Raw genomic sequence first — 21,999 nt, 5'->3', positions numbered from 1 at the left:
ACGAACGGACGCGGCCCCGCAACCGGTAGGAACGGTGCAGCTCGCCGAGGGCGACCTGGTCGAGTCGTTCTGGTCGCTGCGCGGCACGCACGCCTGGCGAGATCGAGAACACCGCCCCGACCGGGCGTTCGGTGATGTTCGAGGGCCAGCTGCTCAGCCGGATCGAGAACGGGACGTTCGTCGAGGAGTGGGTCGTGCGTGAGGATCGGCGCGCTCCCGTCCTGACGCGTCACCGCCCGAGGTCGGCGACCAGCGGTCGGTGGTCGGACGCGGTGACCTCCGGGATCTGCGGCGGACCGAGCGGGACCAGGCCGCGCAGGAAGATGTAGTCGATCTTCCCGTGGGCGGAGGTCGCGTACTGCCCCGCCGGGTCGACCTCGGTGAATCCCTGCCTCAGCGGCGCCAGCTCCGGTCGGGTCGGGCCGACGTTGAGGTCGCCGAGCACGACCGCCGGCCCGGGTCGGGCGGCCCTGTCGGCGAGACGCCGCAGCTGGTCGGCCTGAACACCGTCGAGACCGATGTGGGCGTTGTAGACGGTCACCGGCCCGGACGAGGTGGTGACGTCGATCGCCAGGTAGCCGCGCTGCTCGTCGCGCCGGTCGGGCGGGAACGTGACCACGCGCGGCGGGCTCATCGGCAGCCGGGTGAGCACCGCGACGCCGTAGAGCACGTCGGTCGGGCCGGTGTCGCACGCCGGGCCCAGTGCGGCGTTGACCGGCGCATACGCCTCGCCGGACGTCGGCGGGCGGATCGGTCCCCGCGCCACCTGGTAGTCGAGCCCGTGGTCGCGGCGCAGGAGGTCGGCGAGCTCCTCGGCATCGCGGGTGCAGACCTCCTGGAGCCCGAGGACGTCCGGGCGGAGGTCGGCGACGACGGGCGCCCACTCGTCGGGGTCGTGCGCGCCGGTCTGGACGTTCCAGGTCATGACGCGCAGATCGGGGGGCGGCGGTGGGGTCGGGTCGCCGCACGCGGTGGCGAGGGCGAGGACGACGGCCAGCCCGCCGAGCGCCCGCCGCCACTGCCGCACGCACTCATCCTCGTGCACGCGGTCGCCCGATCGGGTCGGACCCACCGACCGGTGGCGCGGAGTTCTCGGTGCAAGCGGTGCCGCCTCGTGGCCGATCGACCGGGCGGGGGAGTGGCCTCACCCTGAAGGTCGCTGCTCGGCGAGGGGGGACAGGGGCCATGTCGGACGCCGTATCCATCCGCGATCTTCTCCAGCGTCTCGAGGACGCGATGAACTCGCGGGAGCTCGATCTGCTCGACGACATCGTCGCCCAGGACTTCGTCCGGCACTGCCAGGCGACGCCCGACTTCGACGTGCGCAGCCGCGAGGACTTCAAGGACTTCCTGCGGTCGAACACGGCGTCGTTCCCCGACAACGTGCAGACGTTCGTCCAGATCGTCGAGAACGGTGACCGTGCGGGGATCTGGGTGACCTACGAGGGCACCCAGCAGGGACCGCTCGGGCCGATCCCGCCGACGGGCCGGAAGGTGTCGTTCGACTTCGGCGGCATCTTCCGGGTGCAGGACGGCAAGCTCGCCGAGCTGTGGGTCACCTGGGACAACATGACGATCATGGGGCAGCTCGGTCAGCTGCCGGGCTGATCAACCGAAGCGTTCCGTGGTGATCGCGCCGGCGGGGACCCCGAGGCTCCCGAGGCCGTGGATCGCCGCCCCGACCAGGGGCGGGGGACCGCAGACGAAGTACTGGTGGCTGGGCGGGGTGCCGGCGGGCAGGACGGCCCGGAGCATGCCGGCGTCGAGGCGACGGCCGCCGGTGCGCAGGACGGAGAGGTCGAGGCGCCGGGACAGTGCGAGGATCTCGGCGGCGAACAGCGCCTCGCCCTCGCGTTCGGCGAGCAGCAGGGCGTGCGCGCGGGGGTCGGACGCGGCGGCGTGGGCACGCAGGATGCTCATGATCGGGGTGACGCCGACGCCGCCGGCGATGAGCACGAGGCCGCCGTCCGCGGTCGTCGGCGAGGGGACGAACGCGCCGTGCGGGCCGTCGACCCACACCGTGCGGCCGGGCTCGAGGTCGAGGAGGCCGCCGCTGAACGGACCCTGGTCGCGGACGGTCAGCTCCAGCACGCCCGAGCGCGTCGAGGCGGCGATGGTGAAGGGGTGCTCCTCGGCGACCGGCAGCCGCCGCAGCCGCACCCACACGAACTGACCGGGCTCGGGCGGCGGGTCGAGGGCGGGCCCGGCGGGCGCGAGGACGACGGTCGAGGTGTTCCCGGACTCCGGGCGGACCGCCGAGAGGAGGTACGCGCCGCGGCCGAGGGCCGGTCGGACGATCCAGCGCCGCACCAGGATCACGAGGACCACGGCGCCGAGGCAGGCGGCGGGGACGCCGATCAGCGGGTTGACGGCGAGGCTGCCGAACAGCCACACGTGCGCGCCGGTCAGCAGGAGCACGAGGACGCCGAGCACCGCGTGCACCCGCGCGACCTGCCCGTACCGGCGCACCGACTTCAGGGGGAGCACCACGGCCCCGACCAGCAGGAGCGCCGTCGCGGCGATGCCCGTCTTCAGCGGCCAGCCGACGGCGAACGGGTCGAGCATCGCGACACCGCGCGGCGAGTGCGCCACCGCCGTGATGACGTGGGCGATCGTGAAGGCGGCGGCCGCGACCCCGACGCGGCGGTGGAGGCGGTTGCTGATCTCGACGCCGAGCAGTCGGGTCAGGCCCCGCACGCGTGACACCAGGGCGACGATCAGCGCCATCAGCACCGCGCCGACCAGCCCGAACGCGCTGGCCCACGTGACGGTATCGCCCAGGCGCGGCGACGCGACGGACAGCAGGAGGGCCACGAGCGGCATCAGCAGGAGCATCGCCAGCCCCATCGCCCACGCCCGTCCGCGCTCGGTCATGGCTGCGGACGCTAGGGACGCGGCGTGAGGCGCTGGTGCCGTTCAGTGACGCCGTGACCTTTTCGTGATCTGGGGAGGACGGGGCGGTGGAGGTCATCGTTCGCGGAGTCGTGGTCCGGGACGGTCGGGTGCTGCTGATGCAGGAGCTCGCGGTCGGCTACTGGTTCTTCCCCGGCGGGCACATCGAGGCGGGCGAGACGCCGGAGGCGGCGCTGGTGCGCGAACTGCGCGAGGAACTCGACGTCGGCGCGACGGTCGGGGAGCGACTGGGGGAGCTGGAGAACGTCTGGGACGAGCACCACGAGATCAACCACGTCTTCGCGGTGACGATCGATATCGAGGACCCGGTCAGCCAGGAGGCGCACCTCGCGGCCGGGTGGCACCGGGTCGAGGGCCTGCACGCGGTCGACGTCCGGCCGCGGGCGCTCGCGGACCTCGTGCAGGCGTTGCGCTGAGCGCGGCGTGTCGTGCCGGCGAGGATGTGGCGCGCCTGGCTCAAGACGCCAGCGATGCCGCATCGCTCGCACCGTCAGGTGCGCCGGAGGTAGCGCGGGTCGAGGTCGTCGGTGAGCCAGGTGTCGTCGTTGCCGCGGCGGAACACGGCGCCGTCGGCGGCCGCCGCCCGGGCGTCGACGGTCAGGACCACGGGACGGCCGTGGCGCGTACCGACCTCGCAGGCCGTGGCCTCGGACGGCGACAGGTGCACGTACTGCCGCCCGCCCGCGTGCAGACCCTCGCGCAGGATCGCCTCGACCGTGCTCTCGCCCGTGCCGTGGAAGAGGACCGGCGGCGGGGCGGCGGGCGGCATGTCCACGTGCCCGGGCAGCGAGTGCCCGTAGCGGGCGCGGATGTGCCCGTCGGCGAGCTCGTAGCGCTGCTTCGACCCGTTGGCCACGACGTCCTCGACCTCGCCGGCCGACACCCCGAGCGCCCGGCAGAGCGCGTCGACCGGCGTCCAGCCCGCTGCGTCGAGGACCAGCCCGACGCGCGCCGGGTCGTGGCGCACCGCGCGTGACATGCGCTTGGAGAGGCGCACCCTGTCCACGGGGGCGGGGTTTGTCGCGCGGCGGTCGGAGGCAAACGCCCGGGTATGAGCAGCGAGACGGTCGAGGGCGTCGACGTCACGCACCCCGACAAGGTGCTCCTGCCCGCGCGCGAGGGCGGCGAGGACGTGACGAAGGCCGACCTCGCGCACTACTGGGCGACGATCGCGGGCACGGTGCTCCCGCACCTCGCGGGCCGCCCGCTGACCCTCCAGCGCTTCCCCGACGGTCTGGACGCCGGCGGGTTCGTGCAGCAGGACGCCGGGAAGCGCGCGCCGAAGGGCCTGCACACCGTGGACACGCCGCGCCGCGAGCACAAGGGCGGCGACGATGTCGTCCACCACCCGCAGGTCGCCGAGGTCGCGGATCTCGTCCGGCTCGTCCAGTTCGGGACCGTCGCGCTGCACGGGTGGAACGCCGTCGCCGGGTCGCTCGAGCACCCCGACCGCCTGATCGTCGACATCGACCCCGGCGAGCACATCGACCTCGCCGGCATCCGCGACGTCGCGCGCGCCGTGCGGGCGGCAGTCGAGGGGCGGGGCCTCGTCGCCTACCTGCAGTCCACCGGCAGCCGCGGCTACCACGTCGTCGCACCCCTCGACGGCAGCGCCGGGCACGACTCGGTGAAGGAGGCCGCGACCGAGATCGCCGACGCCGTCGCCGCCGACCATCCCGACGAGCTCACGACAGAGGTCCGCAAGGACGCCCGCCACGGCCGCACGTTTCTCGACGTCGGGCGCAACGCCTACGGGCAGACCGCGGTGATGCCGTACTCGCCGCGCGCCCGCCCCGGCGGACCGACGGCGACCCCGCTGGACTGGGACGAGCTCTCCCGCGTCACCCCCGACCAGCACGACGTCCGGTCGATCCCGCGCCGCCTGGCCCGGAAGGCCGACCCGTGGGTCGACCTCCGGGACCACGCGCGACCGTTGAGCTGATCGAGCTGGTGGCGACACCGACGTTCAGCGTGTGCGTGGCCGCCACGCTGCGACTCCCGCACACCGGCGTGTCGCGTAGGCGAGCATGTGGCGATCCTGGCGTCACATGCCAGCGATGCCGCATCGCTCGCACCGGGGCACACCTTTCTCAGCCGGCGCTGCGGAGGACCGCGCGGACGCCGACGATGAGGCCGAGTGCGCAGGTCAGGGCCGCGGCGATCGCGCCGTGGAGGATCGCCGGGTCGGTCAGGGCGCCCGTGAACGCGGCGCGTTCGGCGTTGACCACGTAGGTCAGCGGGTTGACCGTCGCCGCGGCCTGCATCCACGCCGGCCCGGACTCGAGCGGCAGCATCATCCCCGAGAGGATGAGCAGCGGGAAGATCAGCGTCTGCTGCACGCCCCAGAACAGCCACTCGCGGTTGCGGGACGCGAGCCCCAGCGCGTACGACAGCGCGCCGAGCCCGACGCCGAACACGCCGAGAATCGCCAGCCCGACCGCCACGCCGGCCGGCGAGAACGTCACCCCGAACGGCAGCGCCGCCAGCGTGATGATCACGGCCTGGACCACCAGCGGTGCCAGCTCCTTGAGCGCCCGCCCGACGAGGATCGCCGGCCGCGACACCGGGGTGGCGAGCACCCGCTCGTAGCTGCCGGTCATCAGCTCGTAGAGCAGGTTCGCGCCGGTGCTCCCGGTGCCGAACAGCGCGATCATCACGACCACGCCGGGCAGGAACCACGTCAGCGGGGACTCGCCGCCCAGCTGGTCCGCCGACAGCGAGCCCGCCAGCAGCGGCGCGAACAGCCCGAGGAACACCAGCGGCTGGAGCAGCGAGAAGATCAGCGAGAACGGGTCGCGCAGCACCAGCTGGAACTCGCGCAGGAAGATCGTCACGGTGTCGCGGACGAAGCCGGTCGGCACGGTGTCGGTCTCGGGTCGCACGGCCACGGTGACGCTCACGCCGCCGCTCCTTCCTCGCGCAGGCTGCGTCCGGTGAGGGCGAGGAAGACGTCGTCGAGGCTCGCCTCGTGCAGGTGCGCGGCGTGGACGGCGACGCCGGCGCGGTCGAGGCGGGCGAGCATGCCGGGCATCCGGCGCGCCGCGTCGGCGAGGCGCAGCTCGACGCGCGCGCCGGCCACCGATCCCTCGCCCAGCAGCGCCACCACCTCGGCGGGGCGCTCGACCTCCAGCACGATCCGGTCCTCGGCGTGGCGGGCGCGCAGGTCGTCGCTGCCCGCGTCGGCGATGACCTCGCCGTGGTCGACCACCACGATCCGCTCGGCCATCGCGTCGGCCTCCTCGAGGTAGTGGGTGGTCAGCACGACGGTCGTGTCCGTCGCCGCGCGCAGCGCCGTGATGTGCTCCCAGAGGTTGGCGCGCGCCTGCGGGTCCATCCCGGTGGTGGGCTCGTCGAGGAAGAGCAGCTCGGGGTGGTGCATGAGGCCGATCGCGACGTCCATGCGCCGGCGCTGGCCGCCCGACAGCGACGACACCGTGCGGCGCTCGAGCCCGCGCAGGTCGAGGGTCTCCATCAGCTCCCCGGCCCGCCGGCGCGCCGCGGCGCGGGTCTGGCCGTAGAGCGCGCCCTGGGTGACCAGCTCGTCGAGCACCCGGTGGTTGTGGCCGCCGGCGTTGCCCTGGCCGACGTAGCCGATCCGACGCCGCACGCCGGTGGGGTCGGCGACGACGTCGACGCCCGCGACCCGCGCCGACCCGCTCGTCGGCGCGAGCAGCGTCGTCAGCATCCGCAGCAGCGTCGACTTGCCGGCCCCGTTGGGCCCGAGCACCGCGACGAGCTCGCCGCGCTCGACCCGCAGCGAGATGCCGCGGACCGCCTCGACCACCGCGCCGCGTCGTCGGAAGGTCCGTCGGAGGTCCTCGGTGAGGATCACGGTCCCGATCCTTTCGGTACACCGTCTGGAAAGTCCGGCTAGATTAAGCTGACGCTGTCCGGAAAAGCAAGGGAGGTCGCGATGGACGACCAGGCCCGCCTCGAGCACCACCTCGACCTGCTCTGGGGCCACGGCACGGGCAGCGGGCGCGGGCGGCCGGCGCGCACGAGCCGCGAGCAGGTCGTCGCCGCGGGCATCGCGCGGGCCGACGCCGAGGGGCTCGCCGACCTGTCGATGCGCGCGGTCGCCGCCGACCTGGGCGTCGGGGTGATGTCGCTCTACACCCATGTCGAGAGCCGCGACGGGCTCGTCGCGCTCATGACCGACCACGCCTTCGCGGAGATCACCGGCGACCTCCACCCCCACGCCGGCGAGCACTGGCGCGACGCCGCGGCCCGCCAGGCGCGCGCGCTGTGGGACCTCTACGGCCGCCACCCGTGGATCCTCGACCACGGCAGCCGCCTGCCGATGGGGCCGCACGTGCTCGCGATGGAGGACGCCTTCTTCGCGGTGTTCCTCGACATCGGGCTCGCGCCCGTCGAGTCCGCGAACGCGGCGATCGCGCTGCGCTCCCTCGTGACCGGGATCGCCCGCGACTCGCGCAGCGAGCAGGACGAGGCCCGGCGGACCGGCGTCGGCCTCGACGACCACTGGCGCTCGGTCAACGCGGTCTTCTGGGGCCGCTACTTCGACGAGCGGCGCTATCCGGCGATGACCCGGCTCTGGTACGCGGGCGGCTTCGACAGGGACGACGTGCTGGAGGAGCAGGGGATCCTCGAGCGCGCGGTCGGCGCCTACCTCGACGGGATCGCCGTCCGGGTGCATTCCGGAGGATCCGGTCAGGGGACGGGCGGAGCCTGACCGCGAGGAGCACCATCGAGGCATGGCCGAGGGGTGGACCGGTGAGGTGTCCGAGCAGCGCGAGGGCTTCTCGCTGCTGCGCGAGATCGAGGCCCTGCGCGAGTCCGGGGAGACGGCGCGGGTGACGACGCCGTTCGGGCACCAGGCGACGATGGTCAGCCGCTACGCCGACGCCCGCGAGCTGCACGGCGACCCGCAGCGCTTCCGCCTCGACGCGGTCGGGGCGCCGCCGGCGCTGATCGCGGCGGGCCGGGACAACGCGGAGTTCCGCCGTCGCCAGGCCGGCAACCTGCTCGGCCAGGACCCGCCCGATCACACCCGGCTGCGCCGGATGCTCACCGGCGAGTTCACGGTCAAGCGGATGAAGCGGCTGGTCCCGCGGGTCGAGGAGATCGTCACCGAGCACCTCGACGCGATGGAGCGGCGGGCCGACCAGGCGGCACGCAGCGAAGCGGAGCTGACGCGCCGGAGGCCGTTCACCGAGCTGGTCGACGATTTCGCGCTGCCCGTGCCCTCGATGGTGATCTGCGAGCTGCTCGGGTCCCGTACGACGACCGCGCCGAGTTCACCGAGCGCAGCGCCCGCTCGCTGGACAGCACGATCTCCGCGCCCGAACGGATGCGCCTGGCCGACGCGTCCCGCGCCTACATGGCCGACCTCGTCGCCCGGCACCGCGCCGCGCCGGGCGAGGACCTGCTCGGCATGCTCATCCGCGAGCACTCCGACGAGGTCACCGACGACGAGCTGATCGGCATCGGCAACCTGCTGCTCGTCGCGGGCCACGAGACGACGTCGAACATGCTGTCTCTCGGCACGCTCGCGCTGCTCGAGCACCCCGACCAGCTCGCCCGCGTCCGCGACGACCCCGTGGCGGTCGACGGGGCGGTCGAGGAGCTGCTGCGGTGGCTGACGGTGGTGCACGGCGGCTTCCCGCGTGCCGCGATGCAGGACACGACGCTCGGCGGGCATCCGGTGGCGGCCGGCGACCTCGTCATCGCCTCGCTCGCCGCCGCCAATCGCGACCCGGCGCTCGTCGACGACGCCGACACGCTCGACATCACCCGTCCGCCGGTCGCGCACCTGGCCTTCGGGCACGGCATCCACCACTGCCTGGGCGCACCGTTGGCGCGGATCGAGATGCGCGTGGCATTCCCGGCGCTGCTCCAACGCTTCCCGGGGCTGCGGCTCGCCGGCGAGCCGGAGTTCCGCCATCACACCCTGATCTACGGGTTGCACCGGTTGCCGCTGGCGTGGTGAGGGCGGCCCTATCGTCGGCAACCGTGCCGGACGCCACGCTCGTGCTCGGGATCGACATCGGGACGTCGTCGTCGAAGGGCGTGCTCGTCGACGCCGAGGACGGCCGGGTGCTCGCGCGGGCCGAGGTGGAGCACGCGACGTCGTTCCCGCGTCCCGGGTGGGTCGAGCACGACGCCGAGGGCGTCTGGTGGGCCGACCTCGCGTCCCTGACCCGCGAGCTGCTGGCCCACGGCACGCCGGACGCGGTCGGCCTCAGCGGCATCGGGCCGGTGCTCCTGCCTGCCGAGGCCGACGGGCGTCCGCTGCGGCCCGCGATCCTCTACGGCGTCGACACCCGGGCCACCCGCGAGATCGCCGAGCTCACCGACGAGATCGGCGCCGAGGAGATCGTCGCGCGCGGGGGCACGCCGCTGTCCAGCCAGGCCGTCGGTCCGAAGTGGCGCTGGCTGCAGCGCCACGAGCCCGAGGTCTGGGACGCGACGCGGTACTTCTTCATGGCGAGCTCGTACCTCGTGCACCGGCTGACCGGCGAGTACGTCCTCGACCACCACTCGGCGAGCCAGTGCGACCCGATGTACGACCTCGAGGCCGCCGACTGGGCGCCCGACCTCGCCGAGGCCGTCGCGCCCGGCCTCCGGCTGCCCCGGTTGCTGTGGCCCGGCGAGATCGCGGGGACGGTGACGGCAGGTGCGGCCGAGGCCACGGGCCTGAGAGCCGGCACCCCCGTCATCGCCGGGACGATCGACGCCTGGGCCGAGGCCGCGAGCGTCGGCGTGCGGGCGCCCGGCGACACCATGGTCATGTACGGCACGACGATGTTCCTGGTGCAGGTCACGGACGTGCCCGCCCGGCACCCGGCGCTGTGGGCGACGCGCGGCGTGCCGCCCGGCTCGTTCACCACCGCGGCCGGGATGGCGACCTCGGGCGCGATCACCGCCTGGCTGCGCGACCTGGTCGGCGCCGACTACGCGACCCTCGTCGCGGAGGCCGCCGAGGTCCCGCCCGGCGCGCGCGGCCTGCTCCTGCTGCCCTACTTCGCGGGCGAGCGCACGCCGATCCTCGACCCCGACGCCCGCGGGCTCCTGCTCGGCCTGACCACGGGGCACGGACGCGCCGAGCTCTACCGCGCCGCACTGGAGGGGATCGCCCACGGCGTCCGGCACAACCTCGAGGCGTTCCGCGACGCCGGCGGCCCGGACCCGCGGCTCGTGGCGGTCGGCGGGGGCACCCGTGGCGGGCTGTGGACGCAGATCGTCAGCGACGTGACCGGCCGCGAGCAGCAGGTGCCCGCCGACACGACCGGCGCGGCGCTCGGCGACGCGCTGCTCGCGGCGCAGGCGCTGGGGCTGCCCGCGGACGTCGGCACCTGGAACCCGATCGTCGCGACCGTCGTCCCCGACCCCGAGCGCACCGCCCGCTACGACGCCTTCCACGAGCACTACCGCGCGCTCTATCCGGCGACCGTGGACGCGGCGCACTTCCTGGCCGAGCAGCAGCGGTCAGGAAGCGAGCAGTGACCGCAGCTCGCCCAGCACCGCGCGCAGGATCGCGGCGAGCGGACGCTGCTCGCCCTCGGCGATCCACGTCGCGAACCCGACCTTGAACACCGCGACGCCGCTCTCGGCGGCGAGGGCCGCCGCGATCGGGTCGGCGCCGCGGCGGCACAGGGCGTCGGTCATCGCGACGGCGAGCCCCGAGAGCTTGAGCAGCTCGCGCTCCTGCAGGCCCGGGTCCGCGTCGATGACACCCTGCCGCGCGCGCGACCAGGACCGCCGGTCCTCGGGGAAGAACGCGGTCGCGCCCTCGAGGGCGGTCGCGACGACGGTCATCGGGTCGGCGTCGGGAGCGTCCTCGATCCCGGCGACGAACAGGCGCTCGAACTCGTCCTGACCGGCGAAGAGGACCTCGCGCTTGTCGGCGAAGTGCCGGAAGAACGTCCGCTCGGTGAGGCCCGCGGTGGCGGCGATCTCCGCGACGGTGGTGCCGTCGAAGCCCTCCGCGGCGAACCGCTCGAGGGCGGCGGCCTGCAGGCGCTCGCGCGCCCCGGGCTGCCAGCGGACCATGGCCACAGCGTACTGATGACAGCGGCTGACATCACGGCGTACGCTGATGTCAGTACCTGACATGAGCGTAGAGGAGGCACGCGCGATGCGTGTGTTCGTCACCGGAGCCAGCGGCTGGATCGGCTCCGCCACCGTCGACGAGCTGCTCGCCGCCGGCCACGAGGTGGTCGGCCTCGCCCGGTCCGACGGGTCGGCGTCCGCCCTCGACACCAAGGGCGTCGCGGTCCTGCGCGGCGACCTCGACGACCTCGACGCGCTGCGCCGGGGTGCCGCCGACGCCGAGGGCGTCGTCCACCTCGCGAACAAGCACGACTGGGGGAACCCGGCGGAGTCGAACCGGGCGGAGCGGGCGTCGGTCGAGGCGCTGGCCGAGGCGCTCGTCGGCTCCGGGAAGCCGCTGGTCATGGCGTCGGGCGTGGCCGGCCTCGCCGTGGGCAGGCCCGGGACGGAGGCGGACCCGTCCCCGGCGATCGGGCCCGGCTCCCCGCGCGGCGGGGCGGAGAACCTCGCGCTCGGCTACGTCGACCGCGGCGTGCGCGCCGTCAGCGCGCGGTTCGCGCCGACCACCCACGGCCACGGCGACCACGGTTTCATCGCCCTGATCACCGCCGCCGCCCGGCGCCACGGCGTGTCCGCGTACGTCGGCGACGGCACGACGTGCTGGTCGGCGGTACACGTGTCCGACGCCGCCCGGCTCGTCCGGCTGGGGCTCGAGCAGGCCCGGCCCGGGACGCGGCTGCACGCGGTCGCCGAGGAGGCGGTGCCCAGCCGCGAGATCGCGCAGGCGATCGGCGACGCGCTGGGTGTGCCTGTCACCTCGGTGGCGCCCGAGGACGCGGTGGAGCACTTCGGGTTCATCGGCGGGTTCTTCGCCATGGACCTCGCGGCGTCGAGCGAGCACACCCGCGCGGTCGTCGACTGGACGCCGACCGGCCCCGGTCTGCTCGCGGACATCACGGCCGGCGCCTACCGGGACGCCTGAGTCACTCGAAGTCGACGTCCTTGGTCTCCGGGCCGGCGGCGGCGCCGCCGGCCCCGAGCAGGCCGCCGAAGGCGAGCAGGACGAGCACGGCCGTCGCGTAGGGCATGAACGCGCCGAGGCCCTCGAGGTAGAACGCGTAGAACGACGGGATCACGACCGAGACGCTGAACCCGAGCCCGAAGCCGGAGGCGCGCACGTCGGTGCGGAACCGCTCGGTGATGTAGGGCAGGACGACGCCCCACGGCGCCGTGACCACCACCGAGAACAGGCAGACCACGAGGATGATCAGCCCGAGCGGCAGGCCCTTCGCGTTGACCAGGACGGCCATCAGCGCGACGCCGACGGTGGCGATGAGCAGCCCGCCGATCACGAAGAACCGCCGCCGCCCGATGCGCTGGCCCAGCACGCCGGCGCCGATGTAGCTGCCGACCAGGCAGACGTAGGCCAGCAGCAGCGTCACCGTCAGCTGGGTGTTGGTGAGGCCGACGAGGTTGCGCAGCACGGTCGTCGGCAGGAAGAGCGTGACGAGGTTCTGGGTCAGCCAGAACCCGGTCATCATCGCGAAGACCTGCAGGAACGTCGGGCTGCGCAGCACGGCGAGCAGCGGGCGCCCGGCCCCGCCCTGCGAGGTGCCCTCGGACTTCGCGGCCTCGGCGGCCTCCCAGATCTCCGACTCCGACACGCTGCGGACGTAGTAGGCGGCCAGGACGAACGCCAGCAGTGCGCCGAGCACGAACGGGACGCGCCAGCCCCACACCGCGTACGGCGAGTCGGGCCCGGCCAGCGGGAAGAGCGCGAAGCCGGCCAGGGCGACGAGGGTGATGGCGATGTAGGCCAGCGGGAACGCCGACAGGATGATCCCGCCGAGCAGCCCGCGGCGGCTCTTCGTCGAGTACTCCATGGCCAGGGGCAGCGCGCCGGTGTAGCCGCCGCCGAGACAGATGCCGTCGAGGAAGCGCAGCAGGATGAGCAGCCAGTACGACGCGATCCCGATCGTCGTGTAGCCCGGCACCAGGGCGATGAGCAGCGTGATCACGCCGAACCCGGTCACCGAGATGATCGTGCTGCGCCGCCTGCCGACGCGGTCGGCGAGCGCCCCGAACACCGCCGCGCCGATCGGGCGCCCGACGAGCGTCGTGACGAACACCAGCGAGGTGAAGATCGCCGCCGTGCCCGGGTCGAGCCGGGCGGGCTGGAAGTAGAGCAGCGCCGGCGTCAGGACCACGGTCGGCAGGTAGATGTCGAACATGTCGACGAACTCGGCGAAGAACGCCCCGCGGGTCGCCGACTTCCGCTTGGCCGCGCGCTCCGGGGTCTCCGGCGCCGCGGTGGTCACCGACCCGGCCTGCTCGTGACTCGCCATCGAGACCACTCCTCATGTCTGGCTGTCAGACAATCGGCAACGTAGGGTCGGCCGTACCCGGACGTCAACCACCCGGGGGCTCGACGAGGAGGCGCGATGGGGCTGGACTCGCAACGCATCACTGACTCGCTGACCGACGACCTGCTCGCCGGGCTCCCACCCGGCCCGGACTGGAGCCTGCTGCTGGAGATCGGGTCCGAGCGCCACCTCCTCCGCGTGGTCGACGGCTCCCTGCGCCACGAGGGTGCGCCGGGCATCAACGCCACCTGGGACGTCGGGTTCGCCGTGTCCGACGAGGAGTGGGCCGACTTCTGCGCCGACCCGCCCCCACGCGGCGCCACGTCGGCGCAGGCCCTCGTCGCGACGCGGGGCAGCGAGCGCATCACCGGCCGGCGCGAGGTCTGGGCCCGCGCGGCCCCGGCGGTCGACCGGTTCCTCGAGGCCCTGCGCCCCGGCTCGCGCCGGCGCCGCCCCGACCCGACGCCGCCGCCGCCGGGGTTCGGGCCGAGCGTGGGCCGCTACCTCCATCTCGAGGACGGCCGCAGGATCTTCGTCGAGACCGCGGGCGAGGGGCCGCCGCTGCTCTGCCTGCACACCGCAGGCGCCGACTCACGCCAGTTCCGCGGGCTGCTGGAGGATCACCGCGTCACCGACCACCACCAGGTGATCGCGTTCGACATGCCCTGGCACGGGCGCTCCGACCCGCCCGACGACTGGGCGCACCGCCGCTACACCCTCGACACCGCGACCTACGCCGCGACGGTGCTCGCGGTCGCCGACGCCCTCGAGCTCGACCGCCCGGTCCTGCTCGGGTGCTCGATGGGCGGGGCGATCGCGCTCTACCTCGCTGCCGAGCACGGCGAGCGGTTCCGCGGTGTCTGCGCGCTCGAGGGCGGGCTCGGCAGCCCCGGGCGCTTCGTCGAGTGGACCCACCGCGCCGACGTCGACCACTCCGGCTTCCTGCCCAGCTGGGTCGGCGGGCTGATCGCCCCCGCCAGCCCGGAGGGCCCGCGCGCGCAGACCCTCTGGGGCTACGCGAGCAACGGCCCCGGCGTCTACCAGGGCGACACGGCGTTCTACTCGATCGACTTCCCGCCGATCGCCGCCCAGCTCGGCCGCGCGACCTGCCCGCTGACCGTCTTCAGTGGCGAGTACGACTACTCCGCCACCACCGAGATGAGCCGCCGCGCCGCCGAGCAGCTGGGCGGCGAGCTCGTCGTGATGACCGGCCGCGGCCACTTCCCGATGGCCGAGGACCCCCACGGGCTCCTCGAGTACCTGCTGCCGGTGTTGGAGAAGCTGCGATGAACGAGGTGCTCGCCGTCCGCTACGGCACCCGCGTCACCACCCGCGGCGAGTCGTACCTGAACTGGCACGTCTACGGCGAGCCGGACGCCTGGTTCCGGATGGACTACTTCTTCTGGATCGTGCGCGGCGACGGGCGCACGACGGTCGTCGACTGCGGCTTCGACCCGGAGGTCGGGCGGCGGCGCGGCCGGGAGGTGCTCGTCGACCCGGTCGACGCGCTGCGGGCGCTCGGTGTCGACCCCGCGGGCGTCGACCGGCTGGTGGTCAGCCACGCGCACTACGACCACATCGGCAACCTGGCGCACTTCCCCGCCGCCGAGATCGTCATGACGGCCCGGGAGCTCGACTTCTGGACCGGGCCGCACGCCGGGCGGGTGCAGTTCGCGCACTCCACCGAGGCCGACGAGATCGCCACCCTCGCCCGCGCCGACGCCGAGGGCCGGGTGACGACGTTCTCCGGGCTCTGCGGGGTGGGCGACGGGTTCTCGCTGGCCGAGGTCGGCGGGCACACGCCCGGTCAGCTCATCGGCCGGGTCGACGTGCCGGGCGGCGAGGTCGTGCTCGCGGCCGACGCGCTGCACTTCTACGACGAGCTGACGCAGGACCGGCCGTTCTTCGTCGTCGCCGACCTCGAGGCGATGTACGCCGGGTTCGACACGCTGCGCGACCTCACCGAGGCGCCCGGCCGGGTGCTGGTCGCCGGGCACGACGTCGACGTCGGCCGCCGCTTCCCCGGGCGCCTGGAGGGCACCGGCATCGACGATCTCGTGATCCGGCTCGACGTGGAGGGGAGCCCGCGATGACGCCGGTCGGCATGATCGGGCTGGGCAACATGGGCGGGCGCATGGCGCGCCGGCTCGTCGACGCCGGGTGGGAGGTCGTCGGCTACGACCCGGTGGCGCAGTGCCCCGGCGTCGAGGCGGTCGCGGGACCCGTGGAGGTGGCGGGGCGGTGCTCCACCGTGCTGCTCTCGCTGCCCGACTCCACGGTCGTCGAGCCGGTGGTGCGCGAGCTCGTGCCCGCGGCGAGCGCCGGCACGACCGTCGTCGACCTCTCGACGGCGTCCCCGGAGTCGACCGTCGCGCTCGCCGGCGAGGCCGCGGCGCAGGGCGTCACGGTGCTGGACGCCGGCATCTCCGGCGGCGCGGCGGCGGCCGAGAAGGGCACGCTCGTGATCATGGCGGGCGGGGACGCCGCGGCCCTGGACGCGGTCCGCCCGGTGCTCGCGCCGCTGGCCGCGACCGTGCACCACCTCGGGCCGGTCGGTGCCGGGCACACGGCGAAGCTGCTCAACAACTTCCTCAACGCGGTCACGCTCGCCGCGACCGCCGAGGTCATGGTCGCGGGGCAGCGCGCCGGGCTGGACCTGCGCACCCTGCTCGCGGCGATCAACGGCGGCAGCGGGCAGTCGTTCGCGTCGAGCAACCGCTTCCCGCGCATCGTCGAGGGCGACTACCTCGAGGGCGGGCTGACCAGCCGTCTCATGACCAAGGACGTCACGCTCTACACCGAGCTGCTCGCCCGCCTCGGCGTGCCCTCGCTCAACGCCGCCGGACCGGTCGCCTCGTTCGGGATGGCCGCCCACCTCGGCTACGGCGACCTCATCTCCAACCGCGTCGTGGACGCCCTCGGCGACCTCGCCGGCGGCGTCCGCATCCAGCAGCCGTCCACCAGCGAGGAGGCCTCGTGAAGATCGTCCACGGCCGCGCCGAGGGCGCGACGACCGAAGCCCGCAGCGCCACCTTCACCGGCACGGTCTGGGGCGACCCCGTCCTGCCCACCACCGACGGCACCACGATCAACTCGGTGACGTTCACCCCGGGCGCGCGCACGTTCTGGCACCACCACGAGGGCGGCCAGATCCTGCACGTCACCGCCGGCACGGGCTGGGTGTGCACGCACGGCGAGGCGCCGCAGCCGCTGACGGCCGGCGACGTCGTCTGGGTGCCGCCGGGCGAGCAGCACTGGCACGGCGCCGGCCCCGGTTCGATCATGACCCACCTCGCCGTCTCGCTGGGCACGACGACCTGGCTGCACGAGGTGTCCACCGACGAGTACGGGCAGGCCGGGCGATGAGCGGCGGGACACGAAGCGATCAGGGGGGCACGCCGAGGGGGGAGCTGGACCATCGGGACGGCAACGGGAGCGATCCCCGCTTCGAGCGCGGTCTCGCGGTCCGCAAGGAGGTCGTCGGCGAGGCCCACGTCGAGCGCTCGATGGCCGACGTCAGCGAGTTCTCGCGGCCCATGCAGGAGTGGGTGACCCGCGCCTGTTGGGGCGAGGTCTGGGACCGGCCGGGTCTCGACCGGCGCACGCGCAGCCTGCTGAACCTCGTGATGCTCACGGCGCTCGGCCGCTCGCACGAGCTCGCCGTGCACGTGCGGGGCGCGCTGAGCACCGGGTGCACGACCGGGGAGATCCAGGAGGCGTTGCTCCAGGCGGCCGTCTACTGCGGCGCGCCGGCGGGGCTGGAGGCGTTCCGGGTCGCCGAGAAGGTGCTGGCCGAGGAGGGGCGGCTGTGACGCGCACCGTGGGGTTCGTCGGCCTCGGGCACATGGGCACGCCGATGGCGTCGCGGCTGGTCGACGCCGGGGTCACGGTCCGGGCGTACGACGCGTCGCCCGACGCCCGTGATGCGTTCGCCGCGGCGGTGCCCGGCGCGACGGTCGTGGGGTCGGCGGGGGAGACGGCCACCGGCGCCGAGGCGGTGCTGCTCTGCCTGCCGAATTCCGACGTCGTCGAGGCGGTGGTGGCCGAGCTCGACGCCGCACGGGTGGTCGTCGACATGAGCTCGTCGGAGCCGCTGCGCACCCGCGCGCTGGCGGCACAGCTCGCCGAGACCGGCCGCGTGCTGGTCGACGCGCCGGTCTCCGGCGGTGTCTCGGGCGCCCGGGCCGGCACGCTCGCGATCATGGTCGGGGGCCCCGAGGAGGTCGTGGGCGAGCTGGAGCCCCTGCTCGCCGCGATGGGGCGGCCGCGCCACGTCGGGCCGGTCGGCGCCGGGCACGCGCTCAAGGCGCTGAACAACCTCATGTCGGCCGCACACCTGGTCGCGAGCTCCGAGGCGGTGCTCGTCGGCGAGGAGTTCGGGCTCGACCCGGTGGTGATGCTCGAGGTCGTCAACGGGTCGTCGGGGCGCAGCGGCTCGACGGAGAACAAGTGGCCGAACCACATCCTGCCCGGCACGTACGGGGCCGGCTTCGGGATCGGGCTCATGGTCAAGGACATCCACATCGCCCTCGACCTCGCCGGGAGCACCGGCGTCCCCACCCGGCACGCCGCGGCGACCGTCGCGCTCTGGGACGAGGCCCTCGCCGCCCTCGGTCCCGCCGCGGACCACACCGAGATCGCCCGCTGGCTACGCGAGCGCAAGGAGACGGCGTGACCCTCACCGACCGGCAACAGGCCATCAAGGACGAGTTCGTCCGCGTCCGCGGGACCTGGGGCGAGCCCTGGGAGCGCATGCTCGAGCTCGACCCGGCGTTCGTGCGCGCCTACCTCGACTTCGCCGCGGTGCCGTGGCGCCGCGAGCCCGGCGCTCTGAGCCCGAAGGTCCGCGAGCTGCTCCACATCGCCGTCGACGCGGCCGCGACCCACCTCCACACGCCCGGGGTCCGCCAGCACGTGGCCGCCGCGCTCGACGCCGGGGCGACGCCGGCCGAGATCATGGAGGTCCTCGAGCTCACGAGCACGCTGGGCATCCACGCCGCCAACATCGGGGTGCCGCTGCTGGTCGAGGTGCTGGTCGAGGAGGGCCTGCGCGACGGGCCGGCGCCGCTCGACGAGCGCCAGGAGCGGCTCAAGGCCGAGTTCACCGCGACCCGCGGCTACTGGCACTCCTTCTGGGACGAGATCCTCGAGCTGGACCCGGACCTGTTCGAGGCCTACGTCGCGTTCTCCTCGGTGCCCTGGCACACCGGCACGCTCGAGCCGAAGGTCAAGGAGCTCGTCTACTGCGCCTTCGACGCCTCGGCGACCCACCTCTACGTGCCGGGGCTGAAGCTGCACCTGCGCAACGCGCTGGGCCACGGCGCGACCGTCGCCGAGATCCTCGAGATGTTCGAGATCGCCAGCCTCGTCGGCATCCACGCGGCGACGACCGCCGCGCCGATCCTCGCCGAGCTCGCGGGAGCGGATGGCACGATCGACGCGTGAGGTCGTCGGTCTGGGGATCCGAGCCGCTGCCGCGGGTGGCCGCGCCGCTGCGCGAGCAGGTCACCGACCGGGTGCGCGCGGCGATCCTCGACCTGCGGCTCAAGCCCGGCGAGCGGCTGATCGAGCGCGAGCTCACCGAGAGCCTGGGGGTGTCGCGGGCCACGGTGCGCGAGGTGATCCGCCAGCTCGCGGCGGAGGGCCTGGTCACCGTCGTGCCGCAGCGCGGGGCCGAGGTGACCTCGCTGTCGGCGTCCGACGCCGCCGACATCTACGAGATGCGGGCCTCGCTCGAGGCGCTCGCGGTGCGCCGGTTCGTGCAGCGCGCGGGCGAGGAGCAGGTCCGCGCGCTGCGGGCGGCCGTCGACGAGATCGCGCGCAGCGCCGACGGCGACGGGGACCACCTCGGCGCCAAGGACCGCTTCTACGAGGTGCTCATGGAGGGCTCGGCGAGCGGGCCGCTGCAGCAGACGCTCGCCGGCCTGCAGGCGCGGGTGCGGCTGCTGCGCGCGACCTCGCTGTCCGCGCCGGGCCGCCCCGCCCGCGCGGCCGCCGAGCTGCGCGCGGTCGTCGACGCCATCGAGGCCCGCGACGCGGACGCGGCCGCCGAGGCGTGCGTCCTGCACATCCGCCACGCCGCCGAGACCGCGACCGCCCAGCTCACGGGCTAGAGCGTCGGCAGGTCCGGCGGCTCACGGCCCGGTCAGCGCGTCGGACTCGCTCTCGCTGACCGCGCGCTCGAGGGGCCCGCGCCGAGTCGACCGCGGCCGTGTCGGCCTCGAGCACCGAGGACAGGAGGCTGGAGAGCAGGTCGAGCAGCGGCTCCTGGTCGACGACCTCGGGGTCGACCGGGCGGCGGTTCAGGCCGATGACCGTGCCCGTCCTGGCGGATCTCGGACTGTCTCCGGTCGTCTAGCGTGATCGCGAGACGGCCCGATACACCCGGATGCGCGTGTTCCTCGCCCATTCTCGCGCTGTCTAGCGCGGACGCGAGAGAGCGCTAGGGATCGTCAGAGAACCGGACACCGGACCGCCAGACGCCGCGCACGTCGCGGGTCGCCGTGATGTCGGTGAGCGGGTCGCCGGCGACGAGCAGCAGGTCGGCGCGCTGTCCGGGCGCGATGCGGCCGCGGTCGGCGAGCCCGAAGACGGCGGCGGGCACCGACGTCGCGGCGCGCAGCACTTCCCGCGGGGTCATGCCGGCGCGGGCGAGCAGCGCGAGCTCGAGGTGCATCGACGCGCCGTGGAGCACGGCCGCCGCGTGGCCCGGGACGTCGTTGGCGTCGGTGCCGGCGAGCACCGTGGCGCCGCCCTCGGCCAGCCGCGCGAGGTTCTCGGCGGCGTGCGCGTAGTCGGTGCCGGGGCGCTTGCTGACCGGCAGGTGGCCCCGGTCGCCGGCGCGCAGCGCGTCGGTGACCTCCTTGTCGAGGCCGGCGAGCAGGCGCGGGTCGGCGAGCAGCTCGTCGGTGCTCCGGGCGTCGGCGCGGGCCCGCATCATCGTCAGGGTCGGGCAGACGACGAGGCCGGCGAGGTCGAGGTCGTCGTCCATCGGGCCGTCGAGCGGGACGTGGGTGAGGACGTCGACGCCGGCCTCGATCGCGGTGCGGAAAGCCCAGCGGGTCGGCGCGTGGGCGACGGTCTGCAGGCCGTGCGAGCGCGCGCTCGCGCACACCGCGGCGACCGTCTCCGGGCTGAGCACCGGCCGATCGACGTCGGCACTGTTCTCGACGAACACCTTGAGGTAGTCGGAGCCCTCACGGACGCGGTCGGCGACGAACTGCTCGGCGTCCTCGGGACCCGAGAGCCCGGGCATCCGCCAGCCCGAGGGGTCGGGCGGCAGGATGACCGCGGGCCAGCCGTCGACCGCGCCGGCCATGAGCCCGGAGCTGCGCAGGTCGGCCTCCTCGGTGTGCCGCGCCGCGCGACGTCGCAGCATGGCGGTGAACTGCGGGGGCGCCGAGAACATGTCCAGCACGGTGGTGACGCCGTAGCGCATGTCCTGCCCGAGGTTGCCTGCACCGCGCAGGTGCACGTGGGCGTCGATGAGCCCCGGGAGCAGCGTCATCCCGCGGCCGTCGACGTCCCCGTCGTGGTCCGATCCGGGGCGGACCTCGGTGATGACGCCGTCCTCGAACGACACGCTCGCCGTGCCGAGGACATCGGTCCCGTCGAACACCCGCGCGCCGGAGATCGTCGTCATGCGCTGCCTCCCTGCGGACATCCCTCAGGGTGGCACCGCCGGCCGGGGTTGTCGCGGGCGCCGCCGCCCGCGCCCTGGCGTCGAGGTGATCGGGCCACTGGCTCGTCGTCGCGGTGTCACCTCCTTCGACGGTCATCGCGGGGCGAGGTTCCGCCGTGTCCCGCGGTGCGATCAGCCGACCCCGGGGGTCGGACGACGGTCGCTGGAGGTTCGTCGGAGCACGCCTCTCGTTTCAAGCCGTGGTCGATACCCGGCGCGATTGCGGACGCAATCGACTCTCCAGACGAGGGATGTGTGAAGTCGAATAGTACTCGGCGCAGAACCACACGATGTCTCCACGCGCCTCGGCGCCATTGGCGGACCCGAGGCTCTCGAGGCTGGAGACGAGCCGTTCGCGCATCTGCTTCTTGGCCTTGGCGGGAACGTCGGATCGACCTTTGATGCGGGACTGGATCGCGTTGGCCTGCTCGCTCAGGTTCTCGTCTGTCATTCTGTTCAGCCAGTTGCCGGCCTTCATCTCCGTCAGGTCATCCAAGGCTTTTTCGACCCACGTCACCGCGAACCCGAGGATCGAACGCACATCCTGAAGGACCGGGTCGGTCCTGTCCGTCGGTGATCGCCGTTTCCGTGGTCCGAAGTCGGCCCGCAGAGCGATGGCGCCCGCCAGGCCGTAGAAGATGCCGTCTGCAGCAAGGCTGGACGTGGGGTGCAGGTTCGCGGCCCGTCCCAGGAGCCAGCCGAGAAAGCCGCCGCCGGCGCCGGCGACGAAGAAATAGACCAAGACCAGCGTCGTCGAGCCGAGCCGGGAGAACGACCACCAGCAGGCGTAGTAACGAAATGGAAAACCGAAGAATGCGAAGACCGAGGAGGTCATGATTGCTGCCAGCAACGACATAGCTGCCCCCGGTCAACACGGTCACCCTTATGGGTTAACACGTCGCGGTCGTTGTGTGCGTACCGTATCACCGAGCGGTGGACTGCCCAATAGAGCACGTGCGGTCCGAAGGGGGGCCGCCGATGGGAGAAGATCAGTCTCCTACGGGGGAACTCGCGCTGACGGATATTCAG

At 73.7% G+C, this 21,999-nt stretch carries 25 protein-coding genes; 16 read left to right on the top strand and 9 right to left on the bottom strand.

The window, feature by feature from the left end:
* Positions 1-229: 229 nt before the first annotated feature.
* Positions 230-1,027: an endonuclease/exonuclease/phosphatase family protein gene (locus PHK61_RS12930; RefSeq protein WP_274281389.1), complete on the bottom strand. Its 798-nt coding sequence runs from the start codon at positions 1,025-1,027 to the stop codon at positions 230-232.
* A gap of 158 nt (positions 1,028-1,185) precedes the next feature.
* On the opposite strand from PHK61_RS12930, the gene PHK61_RS12925 reads away from it, so the two are divergent.
* Positions 1,186-1,608, top strand: coding sequence for an ester cyclase (locus PHK61_RS12925; RefSeq protein ID WP_274281388.1), 423 nt, complete (start codon positions 1,186-1,188; stop codon positions 1,606-1,608).
* Here the strand turns inward: PHK61_RS12925 and PHK61_RS12920 are convergent, their stop codons facing one another.
* Positions 1,609-2,874 carry a ferredoxin reductase family protein gene (locus tag PHK61_RS12920; protein ID WP_274281387.1) on the bottom strand — a complete coding sequence of 422 codons (1,266 nt, stop codon included), beginning with the start codon at positions 2,872-2,874 and terminating at the stop codon, positions 1,609-1,611. It lies immediately after the preceding gene.
* A gap of 86 nt (positions 2,875-2,960) precedes the next feature.
* Here PHK61_RS12920 and PHK61_RS12915 point away from each other — a divergent pair, with 86 nt between their 5' ends.
* On the top strand, positions 2,961-3,329 hold the full coding sequence (locus PHK61_RS12915) for an NUDIX domain-containing protein (protein WP_274281386.1): 369 nt from the start codon (positions 2,961-2,963) through the stop codon (positions 3,327-3,329).
* A gap of 74 nt (positions 3,330-3,403) precedes the next feature.
* On the opposite strand, the gene PHK61_RS12910 is transcribed toward PHK61_RS12915, so the two are convergent.
* On the bottom strand, positions 3,404-3,919 hold the full coding sequence (locus tag PHK61_RS12910) for an RNA 2'-phosphotransferase (RefSeq protein WP_274281385.1): 516 nt from the start codon (positions 3,917-3,919) through the stop codon (positions 3,404-3,406).
* Positions 3,920-3,964: 45 nt separating this feature from the next.
* Between PHK61_RS12910 and ligD the strand changes: the two genes are divergently transcribed.
* Positions 3,965-4,855 carry a non-homologous end-joining DNA ligase gene (gene ligD / locus PHK61_RS12905; protein ID WP_274281384.1) on the top strand — a complete coding sequence of 297 codons (891 nt, stop codon included), beginning with the start codon at positions 3,965-3,967 and terminating at the stop codon, positions 4,853-4,855.
* 148 nt (positions 4,856-5,003) lie between these two features.
* Here ligD and PHK61_RS12900 read toward each other — a convergent pair whose 3' ends face one another.
* On the bottom strand, positions 5,004-5,813 hold the full coding sequence (locus tag PHK61_RS12900; RefSeq protein ID WP_274281383.1) for an ABC transporter permease: 810 nt from the start codon (positions 5,811-5,813) through the stop codon (positions 5,004-5,006).
* The gene (locus PHK61_RS12895) at positions 5,810-6,745 is read right to left on the bottom strand and encodes an ABC transporter ATP-binding protein (protein ID WP_274281382.1); all 936 of its coding nucleotides are present in this window, start codon (positions 6,743-6,745) and stop codon (positions 5,810-5,812) included. Before PHK61_RS12895 ends, PHK61_RS12900 begins: the two co-directional genes overlap by 4 nt.
* An 81-nt stretch (positions 6,746-6,826) precedes the next feature.
* On the opposite strand from PHK61_RS12895, the gene PHK61_RS12890 reads away from it, so the two are divergent.
* From PHK61_RS12890 to PHK61_RS12875, 4 genes are read left to right on the top strand one after another with little or no spacing between them, the layout of a single operon-like run.
* Positions 6,827-7,606, top strand: coding sequence for a TetR/AcrR family transcriptional regulator (locus PHK61_RS12890; protein WP_274281381.1), 780 nt, complete (start codon positions 6,827-6,829; stop codon positions 7,604-7,606).
* A 22-nt stretch (positions 7,607-7,628) separates the two neighbouring features.
* Complete coding sequence (locus tag PHK61_RS12885; RefSeq protein ID WP_274281380.1) at positions 7,629-8,354, top strand: cytochrome P450 family protein; 726 nt, start codon at positions 7,629-7,631, stop codon at positions 8,352-8,354.
* Positions 8,309-8,863 (top strand): cytochrome P450, encoded by a 555-nt coding sequence (locus PHK61_RS12880; protein WP_274281379.1) that lies wholly within the window; start codon positions 8,309-8,311, stop codon positions 8,861-8,863. The genes PHK61_RS12885 and PHK61_RS12880 overlap by 46 nt, the downstream gene beginning before the upstream one ends.
* Positions 8,864-8,886: 23 nt before the next feature.
* On the top strand, positions 8,887-10,380 hold the full coding sequence (locus PHK61_RS12875; protein WP_274281378.1) for an FGGY-family carbohydrate kinase: 1,494 nt from the start codon (positions 8,887-8,889) through the stop codon (positions 10,378-10,380).
* Here the strand turns inward: PHK61_RS12875 and PHK61_RS12870 are convergent.
* Entirely contained in the window at positions 10,363-10,926 is a 564-nt protein-coding gene (locus PHK61_RS12870) for a TetR family transcriptional regulator (RefSeq protein WP_274281377.1), read from the bottom strand. The genes PHK61_RS12875 and PHK61_RS12870 overlap by 18 nt on opposite strands.
* An 85-nt stretch (positions 10,927-11,011) precedes the next feature.
* On the opposite strand from PHK61_RS12870, the gene PHK61_RS12865 reads away from it, so the two are divergent.
* The gene (locus PHK61_RS12865) at positions 11,012-11,908 is read left to right on the top strand and encodes an SDR family oxidoreductase (protein ID WP_274281376.1); all 897 of its coding nucleotides are present in this window, start codon (positions 11,012-11,014) and stop codon (positions 11,906-11,908) included.
* Between the two features lies 1 nt (position 11,909).
* Here the strand turns inward: PHK61_RS12865 and PHK61_RS12860 are convergent, their stop codons facing one another.
* Entirely contained in the window at positions 11,910-13,271 is a 1,362-nt protein-coding gene (locus tag PHK61_RS12860; protein ID WP_274281375.1) for an MFS transporter, read from the bottom strand.
* 96 nt (positions 13,272-13,367) lie between these two features.
* On the opposite strand from PHK61_RS12860, the gene PHK61_RS12855 reads away from it, so the two are divergent.
* The 8 genes from PHK61_RS12855 to PHK61_RS12820 are packed head-to-tail and all read left to right on the top strand — an operon-like array spanning position 13,368 to position 19,402.
* The gene (locus PHK61_RS12855; protein ID WP_274281374.1) at positions 13,368-14,579 is read left to right on the top strand and encodes an alpha/beta fold hydrolase; all 1,212 of its coding nucleotides are present in this window, start codon (positions 13,368-13,370) and stop codon (positions 14,577-14,579) included.
* Entirely contained in the window at positions 14,576-15,382 is an 807-nt protein-coding gene (locus PHK61_RS12850) for an N-acyl homoserine lactonase family protein (protein WP_274281373.1), read from the top strand. The genes PHK61_RS12855 and PHK61_RS12850 overlap by 4 nt, the downstream gene beginning before the upstream one ends.
* Positions 15,379-16,269 (top strand): NAD(P)-dependent oxidoreductase, encoded by an 891-nt coding sequence (locus PHK61_RS12845; protein WP_274281372.1) that lies wholly within the window; start codon positions 15,379-15,381, stop codon positions 16,267-16,269. Before PHK61_RS12850 ends, PHK61_RS12845 begins: the two co-directional genes overlap by 4 nt.
* Positions 16,266-16,655 carry a cupin domain-containing protein gene (locus PHK61_RS12840; RefSeq protein ID WP_274281371.1) on the top strand — a complete coding sequence of 130 codons (390 nt, stop codon included), beginning with the start codon at positions 16,266-16,268 and terminating at the stop codon, positions 16,653-16,655. The genes PHK61_RS12845 and PHK61_RS12840 overlap by 4 nt, the downstream gene beginning before the upstream one ends.
* A complete protein-coding gene (locus PHK61_RS12835) occupies positions 16,652-17,101 on the top strand; it encodes a carboxymuconolactone decarboxylase family protein (protein WP_274281370.1) in 450 nt (149 codons plus the stop codon). The genes PHK61_RS12840 and PHK61_RS12835 overlap by 4 nt, the downstream gene beginning before the upstream one ends.
* Complete coding sequence (locus tag PHK61_RS12830; RefSeq protein ID WP_274281369.1) at positions 17,098-17,964, top strand: NAD(P)-dependent oxidoreductase; 867 nt, start codon at positions 17,098-17,100, stop codon at positions 17,962-17,964. Before PHK61_RS12835 ends, PHK61_RS12830 begins: the two co-directional genes overlap by 4 nt.
* Positions 17,961-18,734, top strand: coding sequence for a carboxymuconolactone decarboxylase family protein (locus PHK61_RS12825; RefSeq protein WP_274281368.1), 774 nt, complete (start codon positions 17,961-17,963; stop codon positions 18,732-18,734). The genes PHK61_RS12830 and PHK61_RS12825 overlap by 4 nt, the downstream gene beginning before the upstream one ends.
* Entirely contained in the window at positions 18,731-19,402 is a 672-nt protein-coding gene (locus PHK61_RS12820) for a GntR family transcriptional regulator (protein ID WP_274281367.1), read from the top strand. Before PHK61_RS12825 ends, PHK61_RS12820 begins: the two co-directional genes overlap by 4 nt.
* A gap of 329 nt (positions 19,403-19,731) precedes the next feature.
* On the opposite strand, the gene PHK61_RS12815 is transcribed toward PHK61_RS12820, so the two are convergent.
* Complete coding sequence (locus tag PHK61_RS12815; protein ID WP_274281366.1) at positions 19,732-20,931, bottom strand: amidohydrolase family protein; 1,200 nt, start codon at positions 20,929-20,931, stop codon at positions 19,732-19,734.
* A 232-nt stretch (positions 20,932-21,163) separates the two neighbouring features.
* Positions 21,164-21,805, bottom strand: coding sequence for a hypothetical protein (locus PHK61_RS12810; RefSeq protein ID WP_274281365.1), 642 nt, complete (start codon positions 21,803-21,805; stop codon positions 21,164-21,166).
* Positions 21,806-21,999: the final 194 nt, after the last annotated feature.

The sequence above is a fragment of the Actinomycetospora lutea genome (assembly GCF_028737205.1).
Lineage (GTDB): Bacteria > Actinomycetota > Actinomycetes > Mycobacteriales > Pseudonocardiaceae > Actinomycetospora > Actinomycetospora lutea.
Note: the sequence above shows the minus strand (reverse complement) of the source record. Positions and strands in the feature narration are given on the sequence as shown.